The 23,334-nt window shown below is 61.6% G+C and carries 25 protein-coding genes and 1 tRNA gene; 13 read left to right on the forward strand and 13 right to left on the reverse strand.

What is annotated here, in order from left to right:
• Positions 1 to 3 precede the first annotated feature (3 nt).
• The 3 genes from EV286_RS02600 to EV286_RS02610 form a co-directional block, all read right to left on the reverse strand.
• Positions 4 to 1,287: a carbohydrate porin gene (locus EV286_RS02600; protein ID WP_207909715.1), complete on the reverse strand. Its 1,284-nt coding sequence runs from the start codon at positions 1,285 to 1,287 to the stop codon at positions 4 to 6.
• 197 nt (positions 1,288 to 1,484) lie between these two features.
• Positions 1,485 to 2,207, reverse strand: a complete 723-nt coding sequence (locus tag EV286_RS02605; RefSeq protein WP_132955435.1) for a DJ-1/PfpI family protein — start codon at positions 2,205 to 2,207, stop codon at positions 1,485 to 1,487.
• Positions 2,208 to 2,442: 235 nt separating this feature from the next.
• Positions 2,443 to 2,706, reverse strand: a complete 264-nt coding sequence (locus EV286_RS02610; protein ID WP_132955436.1) for a hypothetical protein — start codon at positions 2,704 to 2,706, stop codon at positions 2,443 to 2,445.
• Between the two features lie 520 nt (positions 2,707 to 3,226).
• Here EV286_RS02610 and copC point away from each other — a divergent pair.
• From copC to EV286_RS02640, 6 genes are all read left to right on the forward strand, one after another.
• Positions 3,227 to 3,598 carry a copper homeostasis periplasmic binding protein CopC gene (gene copC / locus EV286_RS02615; protein ID WP_132955437.1) on the forward strand — a complete coding sequence of 124 codons (372 nt, stop codon included), beginning with the start codon at positions 3,227 to 3,229 and terminating at the stop codon, positions 3,596 to 3,598.
• Positions 3,595 to 4,482 carry a copper homeostasis membrane protein CopD gene (gene copD / locus EV286_RS02620; protein ID WP_132955438.1) on the forward strand — a complete coding sequence of 296 codons (888 nt, stop codon included), beginning with the start codon at positions 3,595 to 3,597 and terminating at the stop codon, positions 4,480 to 4,482. The genes copC and copD overlap by 4 nt, the downstream gene beginning before the upstream one ends.
• Positions 4,483 to 4,570: 88 nt before the next feature.
• Positions 4,571 to 5,044, forward strand: a complete 474-nt coding sequence (locus EV286_RS02625; protein ID WP_132955439.1) for a DUF305 domain-containing protein — start codon at positions 4,571 to 4,573, stop codon at positions 5,042 to 5,044.
• 13 nt (positions 5,045 to 5,057) lie between these two features.
• Complete coding sequence (locus EV286_RS02630) at positions 5,058 to 6,512, forward strand: YncE family protein (RefSeq protein WP_132955440.1); 1,455 nt, start codon at positions 5,058 to 5,060, stop codon at positions 6,510 to 6,512.
• A 61-nt stretch (positions 6,513 to 6,573) separates the two neighbouring features.
• Positions 6,574 to 7,101 carry a sigma-70 family RNA polymerase sigma factor gene (locus EV286_RS02635; RefSeq protein ID WP_132955441.1) on the forward strand — a complete coding sequence of 176 codons (528 nt, stop codon included), beginning with the start codon at positions 6,574 to 6,576 and terminating at the stop codon, positions 7,099 to 7,101.
• A complete protein-coding gene (locus EV286_RS02640) occupies positions 7,098 to 7,877 on the forward strand; it encodes an anti-sigma factor (protein WP_132955442.1) in 780 nt (259 codons plus the stop codon). Before EV286_RS02635 ends, EV286_RS02640 begins: the two co-directional genes overlap by 4 nt.
• A 130-nt stretch (positions 7,878 to 8,007) precedes the next feature.
• Here EV286_RS02640 and EV286_RS02645 read toward each other — a convergent pair whose 3' ends face one another.
• A complete protein-coding gene (locus EV286_RS02645; protein WP_132955443.1) occupies positions 8,008 to 8,418 on the reverse strand; it encodes a hypothetical protein in 411 nt (136 codons plus the stop codon).
• A gap of 183 nt (positions 8,419 to 8,601) precedes the next feature.
• Positions 8,602 to 10,164, reverse strand: coding sequence for a GMC family oxidoreductase N-terminal domain-containing protein (locus EV286_RS02650; protein WP_132955444.1), 1,563 nt, complete (start codon positions 10,162 to 10,164; stop codon positions 8,602 to 8,604).
• 302 nt (positions 10,165 to 10,466) lie between these two features.
• Here EV286_RS02650 and EV286_RS02655 point away from each other — a divergent pair, with 302 nt between their 5' ends.
• Positions 10,467 to 11,396, forward strand: coding sequence for a helix-turn-helix domain-containing protein (locus EV286_RS02655; RefSeq protein ID WP_132955445.1), 930 nt, complete (start codon positions 10,467 to 10,469; stop codon positions 11,394 to 11,396).
• A gap of 225 nt (positions 11,397 to 11,621) precedes the next feature.
• Here the strand turns inward: EV286_RS02655 and EV286_RS02660 are convergent.
• A tRNA-Pro gene (locus EV286_RS02660) sits at positions 11,622 to 11,698 on the reverse strand.
• A gap of 213 nt (positions 11,699 to 11,911) precedes the next feature.
• The gene (locus EV286_RS02665) at positions 11,912 to 12,895 is read right to left on the reverse strand and encodes a DapH/DapD/GlmU-related protein (protein ID WP_132955446.1); all 984 of its coding nucleotides are present in this window, start codon (positions 12,893 to 12,895) and stop codon (positions 11,912 to 11,914) included.
• 293 nt (positions 12,896 to 13,188) lie between these two features.
• Here EV286_RS02665 and EV286_RS02670 point away from each other — a divergent pair, with 293 nt between their 5' ends.
• Positions 13,189 to 14,223, forward strand: a complete 1,035-nt coding sequence (locus tag EV286_RS02670; RefSeq protein WP_132955447.1) for a LacI family DNA-binding transcriptional regulator — start codon at positions 13,189 to 13,191, stop codon at positions 14,221 to 14,223.
• 30 nt (positions 14,224 to 14,253) lie between these two features.
• Here the strand turns inward: EV286_RS02670 and EV286_RS02675 are convergent, their stop codons facing one another.
• The 5 genes from EV286_RS02675 to EV286_RS02690 all read right to left on the reverse strand — a co-directional run bounded on the left by EV286_RS02675 (position 14,254) and on the right by EV286_RS02690 (position 19,285).
• Positions 14,254 to 15,213 (reverse strand): hypothetical protein, encoded by a 960-nt coding sequence (locus EV286_RS02675; RefSeq protein WP_132955448.1) that lies wholly within the window; start codon positions 15,211 to 15,213, stop codon positions 14,254 to 14,256.
• Positions 15,214 to 15,773: 560 nt separating this feature from the next.
• Positions 15,774 to 15,935: a hypothetical protein gene (locus EV286_RS31850; protein ID WP_165932766.1), complete on the reverse strand. Its 162-nt coding sequence runs from the start codon at positions 15,933 to 15,935 to the stop codon at positions 15,774 to 15,776.
• 33 nt (positions 15,936 to 15,968) lie between these two features.
• Positions 15,969 to 17,465 (reverse strand): sulfate adenylyltransferase subunit CysN, encoded by a 1,497-nt coding sequence (cysN, locus tag EV286_RS02680; RefSeq protein WP_132955449.1) that lies wholly within the window; start codon positions 17,463 to 17,465, stop codon positions 15,969 to 15,971.
• Position 17,466: 1 nt separating this feature from the next.
• Positions 17,467 to 18,420 (reverse strand): sulfate adenylyltransferase subunit CysD, encoded by a 954-nt coding sequence (gene cysD, locus EV286_RS02685; protein ID WP_132955450.1) that lies wholly within the window; start codon positions 18,418 to 18,420, stop codon positions 17,467 to 17,469.
• Positions 18,421 to 18,544: 124 nt separating this feature from the next.
• Positions 18,545 to 19,285, reverse strand: a complete 741-nt coding sequence (locus EV286_RS02690; RefSeq protein ID WP_132955451.1) for a phosphoadenylyl-sulfate reductase — start codon at positions 19,283 to 19,285, stop codon at positions 18,545 to 18,547.
• A gap of 464 nt (positions 19,286 to 19,749) precedes the next feature.
• On the opposite strand from EV286_RS02690, the gene EV286_RS02695 reads away from it, so the two are divergent.
• Positions 19,750 to 20,196: an Rrf2 family transcriptional regulator gene (locus tag EV286_RS02695; protein ID WP_132955452.1), complete on the forward strand. Its 447-nt coding sequence runs from the start codon at positions 19,750 to 19,752 to the stop codon at positions 20,194 to 20,196.
• A gap of 3 nt (positions 20,197 to 20,199) precedes the next feature.
• Here EV286_RS02695 and EV286_RS02700 read toward each other — a convergent pair whose 3' ends face one another.
• Positions 20,200 to 21,561 (reverse strand): chloride channel protein, encoded by a 1,362-nt coding sequence (locus EV286_RS02700; RefSeq protein WP_132955453.1) that lies wholly within the window; start codon positions 21,559 to 21,561, stop codon positions 20,200 to 20,202.
• 238 nt (positions 21,562 to 21,799) lie between these two features.
• Between EV286_RS02700 and EV286_RS02705 the strand changes: the two genes are divergently transcribed.
• The 4 genes from EV286_RS02705 to EV286_RS02720 are packed head-to-tail and all read left to right on the forward strand — an operon-like array spanning position 21,800 to position 23,302.
• Positions 21,800 to 22,186, forward strand: coding sequence for a DUF6152 family protein (locus tag EV286_RS02705; protein WP_132955454.1), 387 nt, complete (start codon positions 21,800 to 21,802; stop codon positions 22,184 to 22,186).
• 7 nt (positions 22,187 to 22,193) lie between these two features.
• Positions 22,194 to 22,667, forward strand: coding sequence for a DUF6644 family protein (locus EV286_RS02710; RefSeq protein ID WP_132955711.1), 474 nt, complete (start codon positions 22,194 to 22,196; stop codon positions 22,665 to 22,667).
• 60 nt (positions 22,668 to 22,727) lie between these two features.
• Positions 22,728 to 22,943, forward strand: a complete 216-nt coding sequence (locus EV286_RS02715; protein WP_132955455.1) for a CopG family transcriptional regulator — start codon at positions 22,728 to 22,730, stop codon at positions 22,941 to 22,943.
• Positions 22,937 to 23,302, forward strand: a complete 366-nt coding sequence (locus EV286_RS02720) for a type II toxin-antitoxin system VapC family toxin (RefSeq protein ID WP_132955456.1) — start codon at positions 22,937 to 22,939, stop codon at positions 23,300 to 23,302. Before EV286_RS02715 ends, EV286_RS02720 begins: the two co-directional genes overlap by 7 nt.
• The last annotated feature ends 32 nt before the right edge of the window (positions 23,303 to 23,334 follow it).

Genomic DNA, 23,334 nt, shown 5'->3' on the forward strand with positions numbered 1-23,334 from the left:
CGATCAGAAGCTGGCAGACGTCTTCAGCCCAAGTGCAATGACGTCTTCGTTCTCGCTGGTGCCGCCCGGATGGTGGATATATTGCAGATTGGGGCGGATCAGCAGGCCGGGCCTCGGGCGAAAAGTATAGTATAGTTCGAAGGCGTATTCCGAGCCCAACGGGTCCTCCGAGGTGGAAACGCGGCTGTTGACGTGCGTCGTGCCGACAGCGAAGCCGATGTCGTCTTTGGGACGCGCATCCCAAAAACCGGTGAAGGTCAGGCCGGCGGCGATCTGGCGATCGGTCGTCGATGTCTGCTTGTCAGCCGTCACAAAGTTGAAGAAGAGACTGAGATTGCTGGTTACCTGCTGCTGGAAGTTCAGGTAGGCGCCATATCGTCCACGGTGCCGTTGCGCCGGCAGTCCTGTCAGAGCCATGGGGTCGCCGTTGATATCCGAGACGACGTCGTCAGCTTCCGATGTGTCGTACCATCCACCGAACTTGTAGCTGCCGGGCAACGTGCCGCCATCGAAGTTGGGAAGCCACCCCAGTTCTATCGGAAACATGGCTCCCGTCGAGTCGCTGAAGAACACCGGCAGGACCTGATCGTCAACGCCGAGATATTTGGGGTTCACGTCATAGACGCCCGCCTGGATGTAGCCGAAGCCGCTCAGGTTGACTTTGGCACGGGTCGCCCATTGGCTTATGGGCCAATTGAAGATGTAGTTGCCGACAAGGTTGCCGGGGTTTGCGCCGCAGAACGTCAGGTTCTGGAAATCGCAGGAAAACGCGGCGAAATCCTCGCCAAACGGCATGCGGCCGACCTTCCAGTCGATCAGGCCATTCGCATAGGTCTGCTGAAACCAGAAATCCGTGAGGCGTATGGTCTGCCCGCGGCCGAACACCTCCTGCACCTGCTGCAGCGTACCGAGATCGGCCGTGTCGCTCAGGTTGTCGCCGTCGCGTTGGGTAAAAGTGATCTGGAACTTGGCGTCAGGGATGTCGAGAAGCCGGTCGAGGTCGAAGGTTATCCCGCCTGTAAACTGGTCGGCATAACCAGCCTTGCTCTCGGTTCCGCCCATCGGGTTGTAGGCGAACTCGCCGGTATAGCCGAACTGGAAATCGAGGCCGCGGTCCTTGAGACGCGTGCGAGCGCCGCCCCAGTCGCCAAACAGCCACTCAGCCGGTTTGGTAGCAGCGGCTGTGGAGTCCTCGAGGGGGACGGTTGCGTCATCGGCGTGAACGCTGCCAGCTCCAGCGAGGGCGATGAGCATGGCGGCGGCTCCGACCAGGTCTGCACGCGGCATTTTGGTTTCCTTCGAATCGCACCCCGATTCGACCGACATTATGCTTCGATCGAAGCTTGTAAATGCTGTTGCGCGGTCGGTCTGGAGGTTCTGCACTTGAAACTTACCAAGGGAGGCTCGCCTGCAACGAAAGCGGGGTCGAAGCCGAACGCACGACCGCCCCAGCCGCCTCCGCGCTACAGCATCGCCCGCGCCAGTTAAACTTGGCCGGGAATGGCCAATCGCTCGAGCGCCAATCGGATCTTTGAGTGGGCCACTTCATTGCGCTGAACCATGAGCGCCGTGGCGGGCTCCGGTGCCCTGTCAGGGTGGCCGGCATCGAAGGGAGGCGAGGGGTCGTACTCGATGGCGAGCTGGATAGCTTGCGCGACCTCCGGTCCGGCAAGTTCCGCGACGATACTAAACGCGAAGTCAATTCCAGAGCTGACGCCGCCCGCGGTGAAGACATTGCCATCGCGGACGACGCGCCCCTTCTCATGACGAGCGCCGACCAAGGGTAACAGGCCCACATAAGCCCAGTGCGTTGCGGCGCGGCGCCCCTTGAGAAACCCCGCCGCGCCAAGAAGAAAGGCACCGACGCATACGGAGGTTCGATATTCTGCGCGTTCGCCTTCGCGACGAATGAAGTCAATCGTCTCGTCGTCGGCGAGCGCTTCCACAACGCCGGGGCCGCCGGGCACGCAAATCAGGTCGAGCGGCGGGCAGTTTTGGAAGGTGCATGTCGGCATGATGCCTAGACCCCGGTCGCTCACAACCGGTTGCATCGATTTTGCGACAACATGAGTTCTCGACTGAGAGAACTTGCTGGGAGCTGAGATCGAAGGAGGCGTTCCAAGTCTACTCAAGACTTCAAACGGGCCGGTGAAGTCGAGCTGTGTGATACCGGGAAAGATCACGAAACCAATATTGAAATCCGACATGCAGCGTTCTCCCCTGTCTGCCCCTGACGTCGCGCCTTCTCCGACAAGGCTTTGCGGACGCAGTGCTTCATTGTCCCCGCTTTCACAGGCCCACGATCTGCCCGACAATTCGCAGCTTCCGACAAGAAGGCACAGATGTCATTCCGCGTCGAGCCTGACCGAGCCTGAAGCATCTCCGCAAAGACCCCGCATTCGCGCACGTGATGCGGAGCGTAAAGTGCGACAGCCTTGACCGTTACGATTTGACGAGGATTACCAGGGTCTCAGGCAACACTCCGTCATGCGCCATCGCATCCGCTGCTGCCTTGGTTTGCATGAAGGACACCAAGCGGTCCATGTCGGCAACGTCCATGACCAGGCCGACTCGATTGGACGACTGAGGGTCGACAAAGGTGCGAATATTGGTGACGCCGATGGGTTCGAAAACCTGTTTGCGGACCGGTGAAGCGAGCCAGTGCTTTACGTCTTTGACGTCGTGATAGGCCATGATGGTAGGCATTGGTTCCTCCTCCTGTTGCCCCAAGATAAATTCGCGCAAAACGCTACGCGTCGTTCTCCTTTGTTACGGCGATATTACCACGTGATGCGGTATTCGGCCCATTTAGGCCGAACGTCGAGCGAATGCATTTATGATTACTTCAAAAATACTATGATCCTCCACCAGTTCGATCGCCTTAACCCGAGAGCATTTTGCATGGGAAATCTTGCGCACAGAGACCAGGCGCTGCCCAGCGGCGTCGAATTTGAGACTCTAAATCAATAGCCTGCATGGGAACTCTCGCCTGGTTCACGTGCTGGTTGAACTGCCCGCGGGTCTTTCCTGGTCGCGAAACTGTGATGCGACCGGAATAATTGCCGCCCTTCGTTGTCCACCTACATAGTCCGGCACGGCGATCGTTCAGCTGCGCAACGGATGCGGCGGAGCTCGCGTCCGGACATGCCCGAAAATCAATCCGGTTTTCCTGCATGCGCAAGCTTTCCGGAGCCTCAGCCGGCAGAGCGAACAGGAGAACACATACATGAGGATCGTCCCGTCCTTTTCCATGCTTCTGACCGCCGTGCTTGTCGGGGTGGCCGGTCCGGCAATGGCGCATGCCCACCTTCAATCGGCCGAGCCAGCCGCAGACACGAGCGTTGCCTCGGCGCCGGGCTCGTTGTCCCTCACCTTCAGCGAGGGTCTCAACCTCCCGTTTTCCGGCGTAGATCTGACGGATGCCAAGGGGGCCGCCGTCGAGACCGGAAAGGCCAGCCTGTCCGGCGCGGATGGCACGGTGCTGACGGTGCCGCTCGACACGTCGCTCACTGCCGGCTCCTACAAGGTTCACTGGCACGTGCTCTCGAACGACGGACACAAGACCGAAGGAAATTATAGCTTCACCGTGAAGCCATGATCGGCTCGGACAGCGTCTGGGTCGTCTGCCGATTTCTCCACGACAGCGCGCTTGTCTTCCTATGGGGAGCGTTCGCCTATCTCGCTTGGTGCGTGCCTGAGCCACTGAGCGCTGAACTCGCCGAGCGGCTTCGCTCGGCATCGGTCACGGCGACCGGCGTTCTCGTCGCGACATCGGCCGTGGCTCTCCCCGTGCAGACGGCGCTGATAGGAAACGGCTGGGTCGACGCGCTCGACGGTCCCATGCTCTGGTCCGTGCTGAGGCTGACGAGCGCGGGACGGGAATGGCTCGTCGAGGCCGCGGGATGCGCGCTGCTCGTCGGAGCAGCCAGATTTTCAAAGGCGGTGCGACCCTCGTTTCTGGCCGTCGTCTCCGGGCTGATGTTGGCAGGCCTTGCGCTCAACGGACATGCGGCAATGAAGGGCGGCACGATCGGCACGCTTCACCGGCTGAACGATATCCTCCATGTGCTCGCCGGCGGCGCCTGGGTCGGCGCGCTCGTGCCCTTCCTCTATCTCCTCCACCGCTGCGACATACTCTGCGACCGCGCCGCGGCGATGCTCGCGCTCCGGCGCTTCTCGTCCGTGGGCCACGTGGCGGTGGCACTCGTGCTCGTCTCGGGCGTGCTGAACGTTGCCCTCGTTCTCGGCCGGCTGCCGACCGACTGGCGCTCGCCCTATCAGGCAAAGCTCATGCTCAAGATCGCCATTGTCATGGTCATGACCTCCGTTGCGATCCTTAACCGTTACCTCCTTGTGCCGCGGATGGCGGCGCATCGACAACCGATGGCACGGGCGCTGAAGCTTTCGGCCCTCGTCGAGATCGGACTTGGACTTGCAGCAATCGCCCTCGTTGCCGCCTTCGGCACGAAGGATCCGGTCTGATCATCGGAAAAGCTTCGTCGGAGGGAATAAACCGCCCGCCTGGCTGTCTACGCAGGTGAAACCGCTCTCCAACCCCAGGAGCCAAATCATGATTGCACAAAATCGATGGACATGGATCGCCGCGACCGCGGTGGCCGCCGCTCTTGCCGTGCCGGCCCTCGCGCACGATCCGGTCGTTCGCGTCCACGATGCGGCGGCGATCAGCGCCGAGGCGCCCTATCTCGCCGACAATGACGCGGCGATGACGACGATGATGAACGACATGGCGGTGAAGCCGACGGGCAATGTGGACCGTGATTTCGTGGAGATGATGGTCCCGCACCATCAGGGCGCGATCGACATGGCGCAGGCCTATCTCCGCTATGGCAGCAACGAGCAGCTAAAGCGCATCGCCCAGGAAATCATCGTCGACCAGCAGCAGGAAATCGCCGCCATGAGGCTGGCGCTCGGCGATCCGTTGCCGCCGTCCGTCCCGGCGCCAACGCAGCCGGCCTCAACGCCCTCCGGTGCCGGCATGTCGGCCATGCCCGGCATGGGCTCCAGCATGAAAATGGGAAACTGAAAAGGAACCTGTCATGAAGCCTACCCTTCTTGCCCTTGGCCTGCTTGCCGGCACGATGCTGGCACCCGTCGCAAGCTTTGCCGGCCAGGCGCCCGCCGCCGCCTCCGCTCCCGACATTCCCCTGAGCAGCAAGGACCGCGTCTATGCGGCCGAACAGTTCTCGAACACCGTTTCCGTCACCGATCCGGCCACCAACAAGCTGCTTGGCGTGATCAAGCTGGGTGATCCGCAGCCGGGCAATCTCAGTCCGCTCTACAAGGGCCAGGTCCTCGTTCACGGCATGGGCTTCTCGCCGGACCACAAGACGATCGCCGTCGTCTCGATCGGCTCCAACTCGGTGACCTTCATCGATACTGCGACGAATGCCGTCAAGCACACGACCTATGTCGGCCGGTCTCCGCATGAGGCCTTCTTCACGCCCGACGGCAACGAGGTCTGGGTGACGGTGCGCGGAGAGGACTACATTTCGGTCATCGATGCCCACACCTATGAAGAGAAGCTGCAGATCAAGGTGCCGTCAGGCCCGGGGATGCAGATCTTCTCGCCGGACGGCAAGTACGGCTACATCTGCTCCTCGTTCAATCCCGATACCGTCGTCGTCTCGGTCGCCGATCATCAGATCGTCGGCCACGTCAAGCAGGAAAGCCCCTTCTGCCCGAACATCGCCGCGACGCCGGACGGCAAGCAGGTCTGGTTCACCCTGAAGGACACGGGCAGGACGCAGGTCTTCAATGCGCAGGCGCCGTTCGACCTTATCAGGACGATCGATACCGGCCCGATCACCAACCACGTCAACATCGTCCAAAACGCTAACGGCACCTTCTCCTATGTCACCGTCGGCGGGCTCAACCAGGTGAAGGTCTTCCGCACCGACAACTTCGAGCAGGTGGCGACGATTCCCGTCGGCAACCTGCCGCACGGCGTCTGGCCATCGGGCGACGGCACGCGCGTCTATGTCGGGCTCGAGAACGCAGATGCCCTCGCGGCCATCGACACGCTGAGCAACAAGCTGATCGCCACCATCCCGATCGGCCAGGCGCCGCAGGCGGTGAACTACGTGCCGAACGCCGTGCCGGAGGGCGACGGCATGCAGAACCTGCAGCCGCTCGGCGTTGCTGGCCAGGCCGCGCATCTTGTGCTCAAGACTGCCAGGTCAAAGGGAGCAACGATACCGACCAGCGTTTCGCTCTTCGATCAGGGGCTGTCACAGGTGCTGCAGGCATCCGTCACCGGCTTGCAGCCGAAGAAACCCTATATTCTGGCCCTTTCCGAGAAGCGTGACGGCAGCGGCGTACTGCAGCCTCTCTCTTCGTTCATGACCAATCCGGCAGGCTCGGCCATCGTCAATGCCGTCGGCCCGATACGCCAGATCGTCCAGAGCAATGCCAAGGCCGAGCGCCGGTATATAGTCATTGCGGCGGCCGGCGAGAACGGCCCCGGCGAGGTCGTGCAGGTGCAGGTCGATTGAAACAGCTTCCGCCTGTCACTCCGGTAAGGTGGCAGGCGGAGCCCCGAAAGGCGAAGAGTTCATGAGCGATCTTCTGCAGCTTGTCGAACCGATGATCCCGGCCCTGAGGCGCTATGCCCGCGGCCTTCTGAGGGATGCGGTAGCGGCCGACGATCTCGTCCAGGATTGCCTGGAGCGAGTGGTCGCCCACTGGGGCCGGCGCCGTAACGACGATCCGCGCACCTGGGTCTTCGCCATTCTTCACAACCTCGCCGTCAATCGCCTGCGGCAGACTGCGAGGCGTGGCGAGCATCTTCCCTTCGAGAAGGTGGATGAGGTGGTGTTATCAGGTCGGCCGACCCAGGAGGACGGGCTTCTGCGCAGGGACATCCTCGATGCGCTCGACCGGCTGCCGGAAGAGCAGCGCAGCGTCCTCCTGCTGGTTTCCGTCGAGGATCTGTCCTATGCGCAGGCTGCCGAAGTGCTCGCCATCCCGATCGGCACGGTCATGTCGCGGCTGTCGCGGGCGCGCGAGCGGCTGCGCGTGATATTGGAAGGTCCGGAACAGGCTTCCGGCAGGCCGGGCAGCCATCTGCGGAGAGTGAAATGAGCGTGAAGCCGATTACCGAAGACGATCTCCAGGCCTTTGTCGACGGCGCGCTCGACGATGCCCGCGACACCGAGGTTTCCGCCTATCTGGAGGCACATCCGGATGTCGCTGCGCGCGTTGCAAGCTATCGATCCCAGCGGTTCGATCTGCGCGCAGCCCTCGGCCCCGTCTTCGAGGAGCCGGTGCCCAGCCGGCTGACGCTCACACATATGGTCGGTGCTCCGGAAAGACGAAGGCCATTCTTTTCGTGGCGCATGGCTGCCGCCGCAGCCGTGCTGCTTGTGGTTGGCGGCTCCAGTGGCTGGATGCTGCACGGCCTCTCACAGCCCAGGGGCGAGGGGGTCGTGGCGCTCGCCCGCGAGGCATCGGAGAGCTACAGCACCTATGCTTCCGACACGATGCGACCAGTGGAGCTGCGCGCCGATAACGCCGCCGAACTCGTCGCCTGGGCGGCTGAGAGCATGGGCCGCAAGCCGGTCCTCCCCGATCTTTCCGGTGCCGGCTACCGCCTGATGGGTGGCCGGGTGGTTTCCACCCCGCATGGCGCCGGCCTGATGCTGATGTTCGACAATGATCGCGGCACACGCCTCGTCATGCTGACGCGGCCGATGGTCGTGGACCAGGACAAGGCGATGACGCCGCATTCGCAAGGCGATCTCGATGCCTGGAGCTGGGCGGCCGATGGGATGGGCTACAGTCTCGTCGGAGCCGTGCCGGCCGACACGCTGCATCCACTGGCCGACGATATAAGGCGGCAGGTGGATGGAGCAGCATGAAGCGCCGCGTCAAAATATGATTGCTCAAAGCATTCCGCGGCGATCAGAACCGCTGCGGAATCCCGAGAGATTGCCGAGGCTCGGGGAGGGGCCGAAGAGGTCCGGCGCGAGTCCTCGGGATACTTGAGGCTTACTCCGGCTGTTCCGGAGCGAGCAATTCGGCGCAATAGGACGGACCGTTGACGCCCGGCACGTCGGCGACGGTGCGGATGGCGCGGATCTTGTAGTCTTCGGAGGTCGTCACTTCCGCCTGGCAGCGCAGATAGGCCGTGCGGGCGGGCGAGATCTGCTTGCCGCGCGTGCCATCGGCGTTCTGGGCATATTTCGCCGGTATGCGCATGTTCTTGTAGCCGCCGCGCCAGGTATAGGTCGTGTTGCTGCCTTCCTCGCGGTCGCTGATCGGCGGGCCATAGGCGGCGAAGAAGCCGCCGGCCGACTGGCCGACCCATCGTGCCTCGATCGGATTCTTCGGCGTGGAAATCGTCGTGCATCCGGCGAGGAGCATGGTGAGCCCTGCCGCAGTGATCATGCGGATATTCATTCTGTCGTCCCTGAGCTTAGCGTCGCGCTTTCGACCGCCGCGAAAGCCCAAATCAACGACTTCCCGCGTGTCCCGCCGAGCGCTTTAGCGTGTAAGCCGGCAAAAGAAAATTGCGATCCGCACGCTCGAATCGTTTTTGCGGAAGGTGTTGCTTTTCGTGCACTTTCTGGGGGCCGCGGCCGCTCATCTGAGCGGCCGGCCGGCGATGAGATCGGAGGCCCTTTCGGCGATGGCAATGGTGGCTGCGTTGGTGTTGCCCCTGACTATTGTGGGCATCACCGATGCATCGACCACGCGCAGGCCTTCAACGCCGGCAACATTCAATTGGGAATCGACAACCTTGCCAATGCTGCATGTGCTGGTCGGATGGTAGAAGACCTGGACGCGCTGCTGGATGAAGGACCATATATCGTCGTCGCTTTCCGTAAGCGGCGCATTCTGGGTCTGGCGTCGGACGGCTTTCAGGCTCGGTTGCCCGGCGATTTCCATGCAAGCCCTGACACCGGCAATCATGGAAGACCTGTCCTTGGGCGTCGCAAGCAGATTGCAGAATATGCGGGGCTTGGCGTCCGGACGCGCCGATCGAAGTGTGACCTTGCCCCTGCTGGTCGGCTTTATCAGCGTGGGACCCAGGCCAAAGCCATGATCGTAAGGTGCGGTCAGTGCCTCCTCGACGAACATTACTGCGCCCATGGTGATCTGGATGTCAGGCGCGGCTAGGCGGGGTGATGTGGAAATGAATCCTCCGCCCTCGGCCACATTGGAGGTCAACGGACCGCGGCGCTCTTCTTCGAATTGCCGCAGGCTTTCCTGGCTGGCCGCCGCAATCAGCGTCTCCTGATCGGTGAGGTAGTTCAGCAGCACGAAGGGGTGATCCTGGAGATCCTCGCCGACAGGCAAATCGACGATCGGAGAGATATTGAAGGAATTGAGCGCATCGGCGGGACCTATGCCGGAAAGCATCAGGATATGCGGCGAGCCGTAGGTGCCGGCCGAGAGGATGATCTCTCGGTGCGTTCGCAACATCAGTTCTTCGTCGTTGTGGCGGACAACCACACGCCGTGCGCGCCGGCCGTCGAATTCGATCCTTTGAACTAGCGCTCCCGTAAAGAGGTGCAGATTGGGACGATCGATGGCGGGCCAGAGATAGCCGCGTGCGGCACTCCAGCGCTCGCCATCATGTTGCGTTACCTGATAGCGCCCTACGCCGAACTGGGTGGGTCCATTGAAATCGTCGTTTCTGGCATAGCCTGTTTCCAACGCAGCCTGGAGGAAGCGATCAACCAGGGGGTGCATCGAGCGGCTGTCGCTGACATGGAGCGGACCATCCAGTCCGTGGAGGTCGCCCCGCTTGGATTCATTCGCTTCCGACTTGACGAAGTAGGGCAGGAGATCCTTGTGGGACCAGCCGGTCGCCCCTTGCCTGGCCCAATCGTCGAAATCCTTGGGATTGCCTCGAATATAGACCATCGCATTCGTCGACGATGAGCCTCCGAGCACCTTCCCGCGCGGCAGATAGATACGCCGCTGCCCCAATGCAGGCTCCGGCTCGCTGCTGAAATCCCAGTCGAACTGTGTCTTGAAGAGCTGCGGGAACAGCAGGGGGATATTGATTTCCGGAGCACTGTCGCGGTCTCCGGCTTCAACCAGAGCCACGGTAACATCCGGGTCTTCCGACAGTCGGGCCGCGAGTACGCAGCCTGCGGAACCTGCGCCGATGATGATGTAGTCGAAATCGGTTTTCATGTTTGCACCCATAACCTGGTCAGGAGGAGGATCGCGACGGTCGGTCTGACACCACACCCGCCGGAGCATCTAGCGGGACGCGGGTGGACTGCGCTTGTCGCGGGATGCAAGCTTTTGATGCGCAGTGCATTTTGCGAGGTCGGCGGCGTATTCGTTCGTGTTGGCGACTGGATGTGGGCTGAAACCCCGTCATCGCCCGTTACAATCGCAACGCAGTGCCGCTTGGATGGCCGCAATACTTGAACTAGCTAGGTATAAGTTCAGTTTAACGCTTGATGCCAACAGAGTAGATTGTGCGTCCAATGTTCTCCTCCAATCCCGCAGGCATTCCCTCCCGCCGTCGCTCGGACGCGGCAGCGGTCGAGCAGGCCGCGCAAGCCTTCCCGAACGTGTCGGTCGTGCTTCGCAACGACAGCGTCCGTCGCTCGATCCTGTCTCAACGGATCGAAGGCCATGCCATCTCGCATCTTCGGACACCCCAGACGATCGTCGAGGCGTCCGGTCCGAAAGCGACGCAAGCTGGTTTTGGCGCGTGCTTCAAGTTCATCTGGCAACTCGAAGGCACCATGCAGTACGAGGATGCACACCAATCCTGCGCATTGAGGCCGGGCGAGATGCTGATTGCGGCGATGGCCTGGAACTACCGTCTCGAAATGAATGAGGATTATGAAGGGCTTGTATTGATCTTCGACCCAATGTCGAAGCGCGCATGGCAGGACACCGTGCACTGCGTCATGGGAAAGCCGCTCGCCGCCAGCGGCCCACTTGCCGCTGCCGCGGGAGGAATGCACGCGCTGCTGCGGCATCGGCGCCGTTCCGCGGCAGATGCGCCAACCGTCGAATCCCTGGTCGATATCGCGCTTCTTTCACTGGGCGCTCGCGACGCACCTTCACTGGATCGGCCGCTGCCGGCGGTGCTGCTTCGGGCGCGCCTGATGGTTACGCAGAATATCGGCGACGAGAATTACGGTCCGGATCAACTGGCGCGTGACATGGGTCTCTCCAGGCGATCTCTGTACAATGCCTTCGGCCGGGCCGGACTGACGCCGGCGCGCTTTATCAGAATGCAGCGCCTGGAGCGCGCCCGAGCCGAAATTTTGCGCCTTCCCAACGCCAGCATCACCGAAATCGCACTCAGAAACGGCTTCTCCGACGGCGCCAGCTTCAGCCACGCATTCAAAGCGACCTACGACATCTCGCCGCGTGATCTCCGCAATCTGACGCTGAGCTAGGGGCGGGTTTTGGCTTGGCTGGTTGGTCGCGCAAAATGCTAGCCGGTCGGCAAATTGCATTTCCTGGCAGGCGGGCGTGTACGTGACAGATTCCGGGACCCCGGGCAGGGGAAGATTGAGCCCTCGAGTCCGGAGGCTGAGCAAGACCACACCGTATCGGCGCCGGTAGATTCTGGAGATGGGGGATCGCTACCTGTTTTGTCTCGGGAAGACAAAAACTTAGACTGGTCGGAGTGGAGTGATTCGAACACTCGACCCCCACGTCCCGAACGTGGTGCGCTACCAGACTGCGCTACACTCCGTGACCAGCGGCGCCTCTATAGACCAGCCCTATTGCTTGCACAAGCACCAAAATCGAAAAAGGTATTGCTTTCGTGACGAAAAGAATACGCCCCTCCGGATGGGCCGCATGCTCCCTTCGGTGCAGCGGGCAAGGGGCGCGATGGCATGTGCGGTCTGCTCCGAAGACGGCGCGAATCCGCCTGAAGTTTGAGCCAACGGCGGCCTCAATCGGCCTATTCGTTGTGGTGTAGCATCGGGTTGAGGCCGGGCCAGCGTGCCTTGCCCTCAAGCGCCTCGAGTTGGCCCGTGCGGCTGTTGCGGCGGAAGAGGAAGTTGGGCCGACCGGAAAGCTCGACAGCCTTTACAGCGTCGCCGGAGTTCAGCGTTACGACTGCGCCGGCCGTGATGTAGCAACCGGCCTCGACCACGCAATTGTCGCCGAGTGAGATGCCTACGCCGGAATTGGCGCCGAGAAGGCAGTTGCGGCCGATGGTGATGACCTGCTTGCCGCCGCCGGAATAGGTTCCCATGATCGAGGCGCCGCCGCCGATGTCGGTGCCTTCGCCGACCACTACTCCGGCACTGATGCGTCCTTCCACCATCGTCGGGCCGAGGGTGCCGGCATTGATCGAGCAGAAGCCTTCCGGCGCCATCGTCGTTCCGGGCGCCAGATAGGCGCCAAGCATGACGCGATCGGCATTGGAAATGGCAACGCCCCTGGGCACCACGTAGTCGAGCATCTTCGGCACCTTGAAGGTACCCTTGACGCTGAATTCGAAGCCTGTCCGGCGCGAGGCCCAATGAGCGGCGTCTGCCCGCTCGGGCAGGCAGGGACCGATCGACGTCCAGGCAACCATGGGCAATAGCGGCACAAGGCCTTCGAAGCTCGCCTCGCGCGGACGGATAAGACGGTGGCTGAGGAGATGCAGCCGCAGATAGGCGTCATGAACATCGAGGACAGCATCGTCCAGATGCTTGATTCGGGTCCGCACGGCGACGATGTTGACGTCCCGGCGCAGGTCGCGGCGCACCGCCTGTCCGCCTTGGGGGCCGAACTCCCTTGCAACTTCTTCGGCCGACAGACCGGTTGTGCCGGACGAGGAAATCTCGGAGCTCAGGGACAGTCTGTGAAACCAGGTGTCGAGAACTTGGCCGGTGTCGGCGATTGTCGCCAGACCGATACCCGTTGCGCCTGTGGTCCGTCTGTCAGAATCCATGGCCTCTTCCCTTTCCTTCCGCTATCCTTTTCGAGGTATGTTGCGGTAGGCGGCGCCGGTTACGACGCCGTTTCGGAAACGATTTGAGGGAATTACGTCTGCAATATTGGGTGGCGTTTCGTTCGGTGCCTGCTTCGGCGCGAGCGTATTCGCGCAATGGTTGCGTCGATGCCAATAGAATGTTAGGAATACCTAAATAGCCGTCTCCGGTTAAAGGGGGCGGGGAGCGGCAGCGCAGCAAGAGTCTGCGGCGCCGTCTTTCGAGCATTTGCATTTCTGGGGCGGGGATACATTTGGCGCGGGGGCAGAAGAGGAACCGCGGGGGGCGGGTAAGGCTCAGTGACGTCGCAAAGAGGGCCGGCGTCAGCCCGATCACCGTATCGAGGGCGCTGCGCAACCCCGAGATCGTCTCGGAGGATCTGCGGGAGCTGATCCTCGATCTTGTCGAAGAGATGGGCTATGTGCCTGATCTGGCGGCAAGGGCACTCGCTAGCCGCGACAGCGGCATCATCGGCGTGCTCGTCCCTACGTTGAACCAGCAGGTGTTCATGGCGGTGATGCGCGGCATCGAGGAGCGCGTGCGCCCGACCGACCTGCATATCCAATATGCCAACACGCTCTATGATCCGGTGGAGGAAATCCATCAGTTGAAGTCTTTCCTGGCACAGAAGCCAGCGGGCCTGATCCTCGCCGGCGCCGAGCGCTATGACGATCTGGCTCCGATCCTTGCTGGCGCCCGCTGTCCAATCGCTCATATCGTCGACCTTGGTCAGAGCCCGTCGCGGCTCGCCATCGGACTGCGCCATCACGAGGCAAGCGCGGTGGCGACCCGCTTCCTGCTGTCGAAGGGCTATCGCCGCGTGGGTCTTCTCGGCGGACGCATGGACGTCCGCTCCAAGCGTAGGCGAGACGGATATATCGAGGCGATGCACGAGGCCGGACTGCTCGATCCGGCGCTGATCGTCAGCGAGGAGCTGTCGACGGACGTGGCGCTCGGCTGCCGTCTCTTCGGCGAGCTTCTGAAACGTGCGCCGGATCTCGATGCCGTGCTCTGCCAGAACGACGATCTGGCGCTCGGTGCGCTGTTCGAATGTCGCCGCCGCGGCATAGGCGTGCCGGACGAATTCGGCATCTGCGGCTTCAACAATCTCGATTTCGCGGCCTTCACGGAGCCGGGGCTGACGACGGTCCACGTGCCGCGCTACGAGATCGGCTACCGGGCGGCGGACATGCTCATCCGGGCCGTCCGTCAGGAAAGCCTGCCGGAGGGCAAGGTCGATCTCGGCTTTACTATCATCGAGAGAGGCACGACGCGCCACGTCGACTGATCCGGTTGGACCGGCGAGGGGAAGGGGAGGCTATTTGAGCTTGTCCTTCGGCAGCCAGCCGAGCACCTCTTCCGTCTTCTGCCCGCTCGCGGTCACGAAGATGTCTTCGCTGCCGGATTTGATCATCTCGGCGCGGGCCACATCCAGTGTCGCGTTTTCCGCGATGAAGCCGAACGACGTTGCATCGGCGGCGTTCTTTCCGTCGTTCGCCTTCACATAATCATCGATCGTCTTGTCCGCGAACGTGGCGGGACTTTCCGGGACCCACTCCTTGGGCATCGGCGGGCTCTTGCGCCTGAGGATGAAGACCGGCTGCTTGCTCTTGTCGAAGACGATGATGCGCGTGGTGTTGTCGTTGAAGAGCTTCATGACGCGATCCATCGTTATTGCCCGCGCCTGCGCGCGCTCCTCCTCGATCTTGGCGATCTTGGCATATGGGATCATGCGATCCGTCACTCGCTCGGCGGAGCCGAACCCCTGCGCCGCCTCGCGAGCGGTCTGGGCTGCCTGCCGGAAGCTTTCGTTCGTGAAGTAGAAGGCGATCACCGTCCCCACCCACGTGGCAAAGACCGGCAGGACCGCGGTGAAGACGCCCATCAGCAGTGAATCGACCTTGCCTTTCAGTACATCGTTGCTGGGGTCGCTGGCCAGCACGGAGAAGGCTATGATCAGGCCGAAGGCCAGGATCGCGATCGCCGCGCCGCCCACTGCAAGCACGATGGGGGCGATGCGGTCACGGACCGCGTCGCTGCTCGTGACCGTGATCGGTGCCTGAGCAGGTTTTTCCATGAATGGCCCGAGCGCATAGCGCAGCATCGCGACGATAGCGAAGCTGATGATGACGGCCGCGCCAAGCTTGGCAATTGTCCACCATTCGACAACGGGCGTGCCGCGCGGAACCAATGCGATAAAGAGCCAGGCAAGCGAGATTACCCCGCCCAGAGCCGGTATCAGCTTTATGACTGCGGTTCTGAAGCTTTCCCACGTCATCGGTATCTCTACTCGACAGCCGCCCCTCATTCGGCAGCATAAAGCGAAAGGCCGGAAATCTCAATTGAAAATAGAAATATAGCTATTTAATACTTCTGTGTTACCGGCGTTGGCGGGTGAATTTCTCACGAGATTGGTTGTTTTACTCCGCTAAAATTAAAGGGTACCAAGAAAAATCGCATCGATACATGGTGCAGGGCCGGCGCCAAAGGCTACCCCTCCAGATTGTCGCAAAGAAAAAAGGCCACGAGGGCCGCCCTCAGATCGCTGACAAAACCGTCAACTCGATTGATTGCTTAGAAAGCGGCAAAATACCCACCGCCGTCATACCGGCGTTGAGCCGGTATCCAGCGCGATTAAGTCCTTGATCGCGAAAGACTCTTTCGCCGCGCAGACGCGCGGCTGGCTGGATTCCGGCTCAAGGCCGGAATGACGGGAATCAACGTGTGTCGAACCGCAAGCGGTTCGTCAGCCGTTTGATGGCCGCGCAGGCCCTCAGACCGCTGACATAACCGTCAATCCGATTGATTGCTTCGAGAGCGGCAAAATACCCACCGCCGTCATACCGGCCTCGTGCCGATATCCAGTGTGATCAAGTCCTTGATCGCGAAAGACTCTTTCGCCGCGCAGAGGCGCGGCTGACTGGATTCCGGCTCAAGGCCGGAATGACGAGAAATCAAGGTGTCGAACCACAAGCGGTTCATCGGCAGTTTGAGGGCCACGAGGGCCCTGTCACTTGCCTTATCGACGGGTGCTCAGATATCGCCGGAGGCGTCCGACCAGAGATCAGCCGCCTCGGCTGCCGTCATGCGGCGAACCTCGGCCTCGTGGCGGCGGCTGGCAAAAAGCTCGCTTGCCATGATCTGGTCAGCAAGATCGGCCGGCAGCGACAGGACAACGCGCGCGTCGCTGCTGCGCAGACCGCTGATGTCCGTGCGCTTGCCCGTCACCATGCCGCCGGCGACCGTGTTGTTCGTCTCCGGGTCGATCAGGATGAAGGCGCCGGTTGCGCGATTCTGGTCGTAGGGATCGAAGACCGCGGCCTCGTCGAAGGAGAGGCGCACCTTGCCGATGGCGTTCATGTAGAGCCGTTCGGCGTGGTTCCAGGCGCCGCTCTTCAACTCAAGCTGGCTCAACGGCTGAACCTGGACGCGCTGCCGGCGGCTGCCGCTCTTGAGCCAGTAGCGCTTGCCCGGAAGGATGCCTTCCGGCTGCAGGGCGACGATTTGCGCGTCGAAGGAAAGCCCGACCTGCGGCTGGCTGTCGATCGAAACGATCATGTCGCCACGCGACACGTCCACCTGACGGTCGAGCACGAGCGTGATCGCGTCACCGGCGACGGCGGCATTGCGCACGAGGTCGAAGGTGACGATCTTGGAAACGTTGGCGACCATGCCGGACGGCAGGATCATCACGCTGTCACCGGGTTTTACCGAACCGCCGGCCACCGTTCCCTGGTAGCCGCGGAAGCTTTCGCCGGGGCGGGAGACGCGCTGGACGGAAAGGCGGAAGCCGGTCGCCTGGCCGGAGCGGACGGTTGCCTGCTCCAGCGTCTCGACCAGCGTCTGGCCGCTGTACCAGGGCATCGTCGCCTTGCCGGAATAAACGACATTCTCGCCCTTCAGGGCCGACATCGGGATCGCGGTGATCTGCTTGACGCCAAGCGACAGCGCGAATTCCTTGAAGTCATGGCTGATCTTCTCGAAGCCGGCGCGGTCGTAGTTCGTCAGGTCGATCTTGTTGACTGCGAGCACGAATTGCTTGATGCCGAGGAGCGATGCGATCGTCGCGTGGCGGCGCGTCTGCTCGAGGATGCCAGCGCGGGCATCGACAAGCAGTATGGCGAGGTCGGCCGTCGAGGCGCCCGTCGCCATGTTGCGGGTGTATTGCTCGTGGCCGGGAGTGTCCGCGACGATGAACGAGCGCTTGTCGGTCGAGAAATAGCGATAGGCGACATCGATCGTGATGCCCTGTTCACGCTCGGCCTGCAGTCCGTCTAGCAACAGCGCGAAGTCGGGTAGACCGAGATCGTTCTGCTTGCCGGTCGAATCGCGCTGGAGTGTCGCTGCCTGATCTTCCTTTACCGCCTTGGTGTCCCACAGCAGCCGGCCGATCAGCGTGGACTTGCCGTCGTCGACGCTGCCGCAGGTAAGAAGACGCAGCGGGCGCGAATCGCGAAGGGCCTTGGCGGACTCGGTGGCCGGCAGGGCGATGATGTTTGCGGCCGAGGCCGTGTTCTGCGCTGCCGTCATCTCAGAAATATCCTTCACGCTTTTTCTTTTCCATGGAGCCCGACTGGTCGCGGTCGATGGCGCGGCCCTGGCGCTCGGAAACCGTCGCGATTTCCAGCTCCGCAATAATGTCTTCGAGGCTCGTTGCGTTGGAGCGGATCGCGCCCGTCAGCGGGAAGTCGCCAAGCGTGCGGAACCGGATCATGCCTTCCTGCCGAACCTCGCCCGGCAAAAGCTCGAGCCGCGGATCTTCGGCAAGGATCATCATGCCGTCACGCTCGATGAACGGCCGCTTCTTGGCGAAATATAGAGGCACCAGCGGAATGTCTTCGGCCTGGATGTAGCGCCAGATATCGACTTCCGTCCAGTTGGACAGGGGGAAGGCGCGCACGCTTTCGCCCTTGCGGATCATGCCGTTGTAGATATCCCACAGCTCCGGCCGCTGGTTGCGCGGATCCCAGCGGTGATCCGGCGTGCGGAAGGAATAGATGCGCTCCTTGGCGCGGCTCGCTTCCTCGTCGCGCCGTGCGCCTCCGAAGGCGGCGTCGAACTGTCCTGCATCGAGTGCCTGCCGCAGGCTCTGCGTCTTCATGATGTCGGTGAAGGCGGCCGAGCCATGGGTAAAGGGCGTGACACCCTCGGCAGCTCCACGCGGGTTGATGTGCTCGATCAGGTCGAGATCGTACTTCTTCGCCGTCTCATCGCGAAACGCGATCATCTCCCGGAATTTCCAGCCGGTGTTCACATGCAACAGCGGGAAGGGGACGCGGCCGGGATAGAAGGCCTTGCGCGCCAGATGAAGCAGTACGGAACTGTCCTTGCCGATCGAATAGAGCATCACCGGACGCTCGAATTCTGCCGCGACCTCGCGGAAGATGTGGATCGCCTCGTTTTCCAGCGCTTTCAGATGCGGGTCCAGCGGCGGCTTTGCACTCTGGGGATTGTGCAATTCCGTATCGGTGCGGCTTTCGGCCATTTCTTACTCCGAACGTCTCGTCTGCGGATCATGAAATCCGCGATGAACTCAGTGCCTGGATTTTCGGAAGGCTGGCGGCGGTGGACCGCGCCCTTGCTGCCTTGGCCCGCAATCCGGCGGATGATTATTGTGCGGCGACCGCCGCGGCTTCTTCGGCGACGTGGAGGCCACATTCGCGCTTTTCGTCGTTTTCCCACCACCAGCGGCCGGCACGCTCGGGCTCGCCCGGCTTGATGGCCCGGGTGCAGGGCTCGCAGCCGATGGATGGATAGCCGCGCGCATGCAGCGGGTTCACCGGCACGCTGTTTTCCGCGACATAGGCCTTGATCGCCTCGATGTCCCAGTCCGCCAGAGGATTGACCTTCAGGAGGTGCCGCTCTGCATCGTACTCGGCAAAGGGCGTCTCCAGACGGTTGGCAGACTGGCCGCGGCGAAGGCCCGTGATCCACACGGTGGCGCCTTCCAGCGCCCGCGCAAGCGGCTTCAGCTTGCGCACGCCACAACAGGCATGTCTTGCTTCGACGCTCTCGTAGAAACCGTTGAGACCGTACTTCGCTGCATAGGCGTCGATGTCGGCCTTCGCTGGCTCGTAGCGGGCGATATGGATGTCGTACTGGCTTTCGGTCTCGTCGATCAGTGCCAGCGTCTCGGGGAAGAGCCGACCGGTCTGGAGCGTCGCGACATCGATCGGCAGTCTGTGGGTACCGATCTCGGCCGTGATCAGCTGGTCTTCGATGCCGAGCGAGGTAGTGAAGACCGCGCGTCCGCCGAGCCCGGCCACGAGCGACAGCCGCCCGGCGAGATCGAGCGCTGCAAGCTGCTCGTTCAGCAGCACTGCGTCTTCTGTTCGATTATTGGCAGTCATGGGGATCCTGTCCTGAAGTTGGCCGGAGTATTGCAGCTTGAAAGGCCAACGGACAGAAAAAGACGTTTCGAAACGCCGCGGAGGAGAGCAAATATCTCTCTGAACGCTCCCGGACGTAAAAAAGCAGCCGCCTTGGGGCGGAAACTATAAGCAAACATCTGCGGACCCGGGCCAAAAGCTGGCGCCGCCGCTATGTACGTGCTTCAATGTCTATAGAAATAGTAGTGTTACACGCCGCTTGTCAAACGGAAATCTGATTTGATGCCGTAAAAGATGCGTCTTGGGGAATTTTGCTCTAAAGTGAATTCAGAAATGAGACTGTGAAAAGCAGAGCTTAATTGCCTGTATTTCCAATCCCTTCCACAGCGTTCAAATTATGTTCATGTGGAATGTGCAAAAGAGATACAGGTTGCCTTTAAGCCGATGCGCGGGCGCGCGTCGCATGTGTGTGTAGACGGTTCGAAATGATCACCCAGAAGGCAAAATATGCGTTGCGTGCGCTGGCGGCTTTGGCACAGGCCGATCCCGGCGAGCCAGTGATGATCTCCGACATTGCCGTGCAGCAAAACATCCCCAAGAAGTTCCTGGAGCAGATCCTGCTTGACCTCAAGCACCAAGGGATTGTTGCGAGCCGCCGCGGCAAGCAGGGTGGCTACCTCCTGCTGAAGCCCGCGGACGAGATCACCTTTGGTGAAATCCTGCGCATTATCGACGGACCGATCGCGCCGCTTCCATGCCTTTCAATCACGGCTTACCGCAAGTGCGAGGATTGCGACGGCGAGCAGAACTGCGAGATCCGCCACGTTTTTGCGAAGGTCGCCGATGCCACCCGCAAGGTGCTGTTCTCCACCACGATCGCGGACGCGGTTGTCGCGCCCCAAGGGGCCGAGGTTGCCCGGCTCCTGGCCTGATGGTCAGCCGGCATTTTCTGCCGGCGCTTTCTTTCTTGCCTCGTGACGCCGCGCGCGGATCGCCGAGGCGATGAAATCTCTCGACAGACTGTGATAGAGCGGTTCGCGCACCAGCAGGCGCGAGGTGACGAAACCGATCATCGAGACCGCCATGATGGGCAGCACGGCTTGGTGGTCACCGGTCATTTCCAGGATGATGACGAAAGCCGTCATAGGCGCCTGTACGACGCCCGAGAAATAACCGGCCATTCCCAGGATCGCCGCAAGCGCGATGCTGCTTCCCATGAATGTGCCGACCGCGCTGCCGAAGCCGGCGCCCACCGAAAGTGCCGGCGCGAAAATGCCGCCCGGGATGCTCGAAATCATCGACAGGAAGCTCGCGAGCAGCTTCGGGATGAAGAAGAAGACGGAAGGGGCGCTGCCCTCGACCGCAGCCTTCGCAACCTCGTAGCCGGTGCCGAAGGTATCGCCGCCCGAAAGCACGCCGATGATGGCGACGGCGAGGCCGCAGCCGCCCGCAACCACGACCATACGCCCCAGGGGATGCGGCTGGGCCCAGCGGCGAATCCGCCGCATGAAATAGAGCGAAAAGCCGCTGAAGGCGGCGCCGAGCGCGCCGCCGCCGATCCCACAGATCAGCATGAGCCCCCAGTCGGCAAGCCGCGTCGGCGCAGCGGATGCCACGCCGAAGTAGTTGTAGTCGCCGGCGATCGCGAGCGCGGCAAGGCCCGAAAGGATGACGGTGGTCAGTACGAGCCCATTTGCTCGCGATTCATAGCTCCGGCTCATTTCCTCTATCGCAAAGACAACGCCTGCAAGGGGAGTGTTGAACGCAGCCGCAATGCCGGCGGCCGAGCCGGCTAGAATGAGGCCGCGGGCCTGCGCCATGCCGCCGAAGCGGGCAACGGCCAGCATGAAGGCGGCGCCAACCTGCACCGTTGGTCCTTCTCTACCGATCGAAGCGCCTGAGAGCAGGCCGATCAGCGTCAGCAGGATCTTGCCGAATGCGAGTTTCAGCGAGAGCAGGCTCAGGCGCTCCTTGTCGCTCTGTAGATGCCGGGCGGCCATCGCCTGCGGAATGCCGCTTCCCTGCGCATTAGGAAAGTGCGTAACCGCCAGATAGGTCGAAAGCACGAAGCCCAGCGGAGTGATAACGAGCGGCAAGAGGTAGGTCCATTCGCCAGCTCCCGTCATGCGGGTAAAGAGAAGCTGGGTAATGTCGGCGAGCTTGGCAAAGGCGACGCTCATCACGCCGATCGCCAAGGCGCCGAGCCAGAAGATCAACCTTGGCCGCCAGGTATCGAAAGATGCGCGAAAAACGCTCGCTCGGCGAAGAAGCCGTGATCTTCGATTAGGTAGGAACATGCACAATTCCTTGGCGAGGAAGACGGTGGCGGCGCAAGCCCATCTTCTCTCTAGCTCATAAGCTGCAAAATCGGAAACGCTCTTCAGGCCTTTGCCAACTCGCGTAGCCGCGTGTTTTCAACGCGTTGCCGGGCCAGGAATCGCAGGCGTCAGCCCTTCAACAATTGTTGATTGGCCTGTCACTCCCATGCTCGGGCACCATTTCGCAGGCAATGCATGCGAACTGAGGGAGGTCAGCATGTTCATTCCGTCATCGAAGAAGCTTCTTGTGGCTGCGGGTGTTTCACTTCTGCTTGCGACTGCCGCGACCGCTCATCACGGCTGGTCCTGGGCCGAGGCGGATCAGATCGAGCTTTCCGGCACGATCCACACGATTTCCATGGAGCCGCCGCATCCGACGCTCGAAGTCGCAACCGCAAATGACGGCATCTGGCGCATTGAACTCGGCAACCCGCGCCAGACCGAGCGCTCCGGCTTCGTCGAAGGCGTTGCCAAGGTGGGCGACCAGATCGTCGCGCTCGGCAACCGTTCGCTCGACCGGGACGAGAAGCGCATGAAGGCTGTCCGCATCACCGTCTCCGGCAAGGTCTACAACATCTATCCGGAACGCATCGAGACGAACTGACCGGATGGTGGCGGACATTCTGGAATGGCTGGCATTGACGCCGGTCGCGGTCTCGCTGAAGAGATCGGCGATCCTCTACATGTTCGCCAACGCTGCCCATATCCTCTCGATCGGGCTGCTGGTCGGCGCGATCCTGCCGCTCGATCTCCGTCTTGTCGGCCTCTTCCGCACGGTTCCGCTGGAAGCCGTCGGGCCGTTCCTGTCGCGAGCGGCGGGCTTTGGCTTATGTGCCGCCGTCGCGACCGGGCTCTGCCTCTTCGCCGTGCGGCCGTTCGAATATGTGCAGAATCCGGCCTTCCTCGCAAAAGTGGGCCTGCTTGCCCTCGGTGCGGTCAACGTGCTGGTTGTCCATGCGGGGCAGGACTGGCGCATCGCAGTCTCGGATGGCGTCGTCAGTCCGGCGCTGCGTATTTCCGCCGCCCTGTCGATGATGACCTGGATCGCCGCAATCGTCGCCGGCCGCTGGATAGGATTTCTCTAAGGAACTGGAAGCGGTAATAGAGATGATATATATTGACGATATCAGATATTGGAGACGGCGATGCGTACCCTCATTGACATAGGCGAGGCCGAACTCAAGGCCTTGGATCGAATTGCGAAGGCAAAGAGGGTCTCCAGGGCCGCCGTCATACGTGAAGCCGTCGACGATTTTCTTGGGCGAAGCAGTGCCGAGCATACCGCCGAGGCCTTCGGACTTTGGGGGAACAGGGTGGTCGACGGATTGGCCTATCAAGAGAAGATTCGAAGCGAATGGTGAATGCACTCTTCGATACGAATATCCTCATCGACTATCTGAACATGATTCCGCAGGCTCGCGACGAGTTCCAGCGCTACGAAACACGCGCGATAAGCATCATAACCTGGATGGAGGTGATGATTGGCGCACGTGCCGAGGTTCTGGAGGCAACCCGCGGTTTTCTGAATGGTTTTCGTGTCGTGCCGCTCGACGGCACCATTGCCGAGCGAACCGTCGCCATCAGGCAGGCCCACCGTCTGAAACTGCCGGACGCTATCATCTGGGCAACCGCGGATACTCAGTCGTTGCTTCTGGTCACAAGGAACACGAAGGACTTCCAGCCCGACCTGCCCGGCATACGCATTCCGTATCAGCTTTGACCGATCACGGCGAGTGTGAGCGGGCAGTCAGC

Origin of the sequence: Rhizobium sp. BK251 (assembly GCF_004345245.1) — a bacterium.
Taxonomy (GTDB): Bacteria; Pseudomonadota; Alphaproteobacteria; order Rhizobiales; family Rhizobiaceae; genus Rhizobium.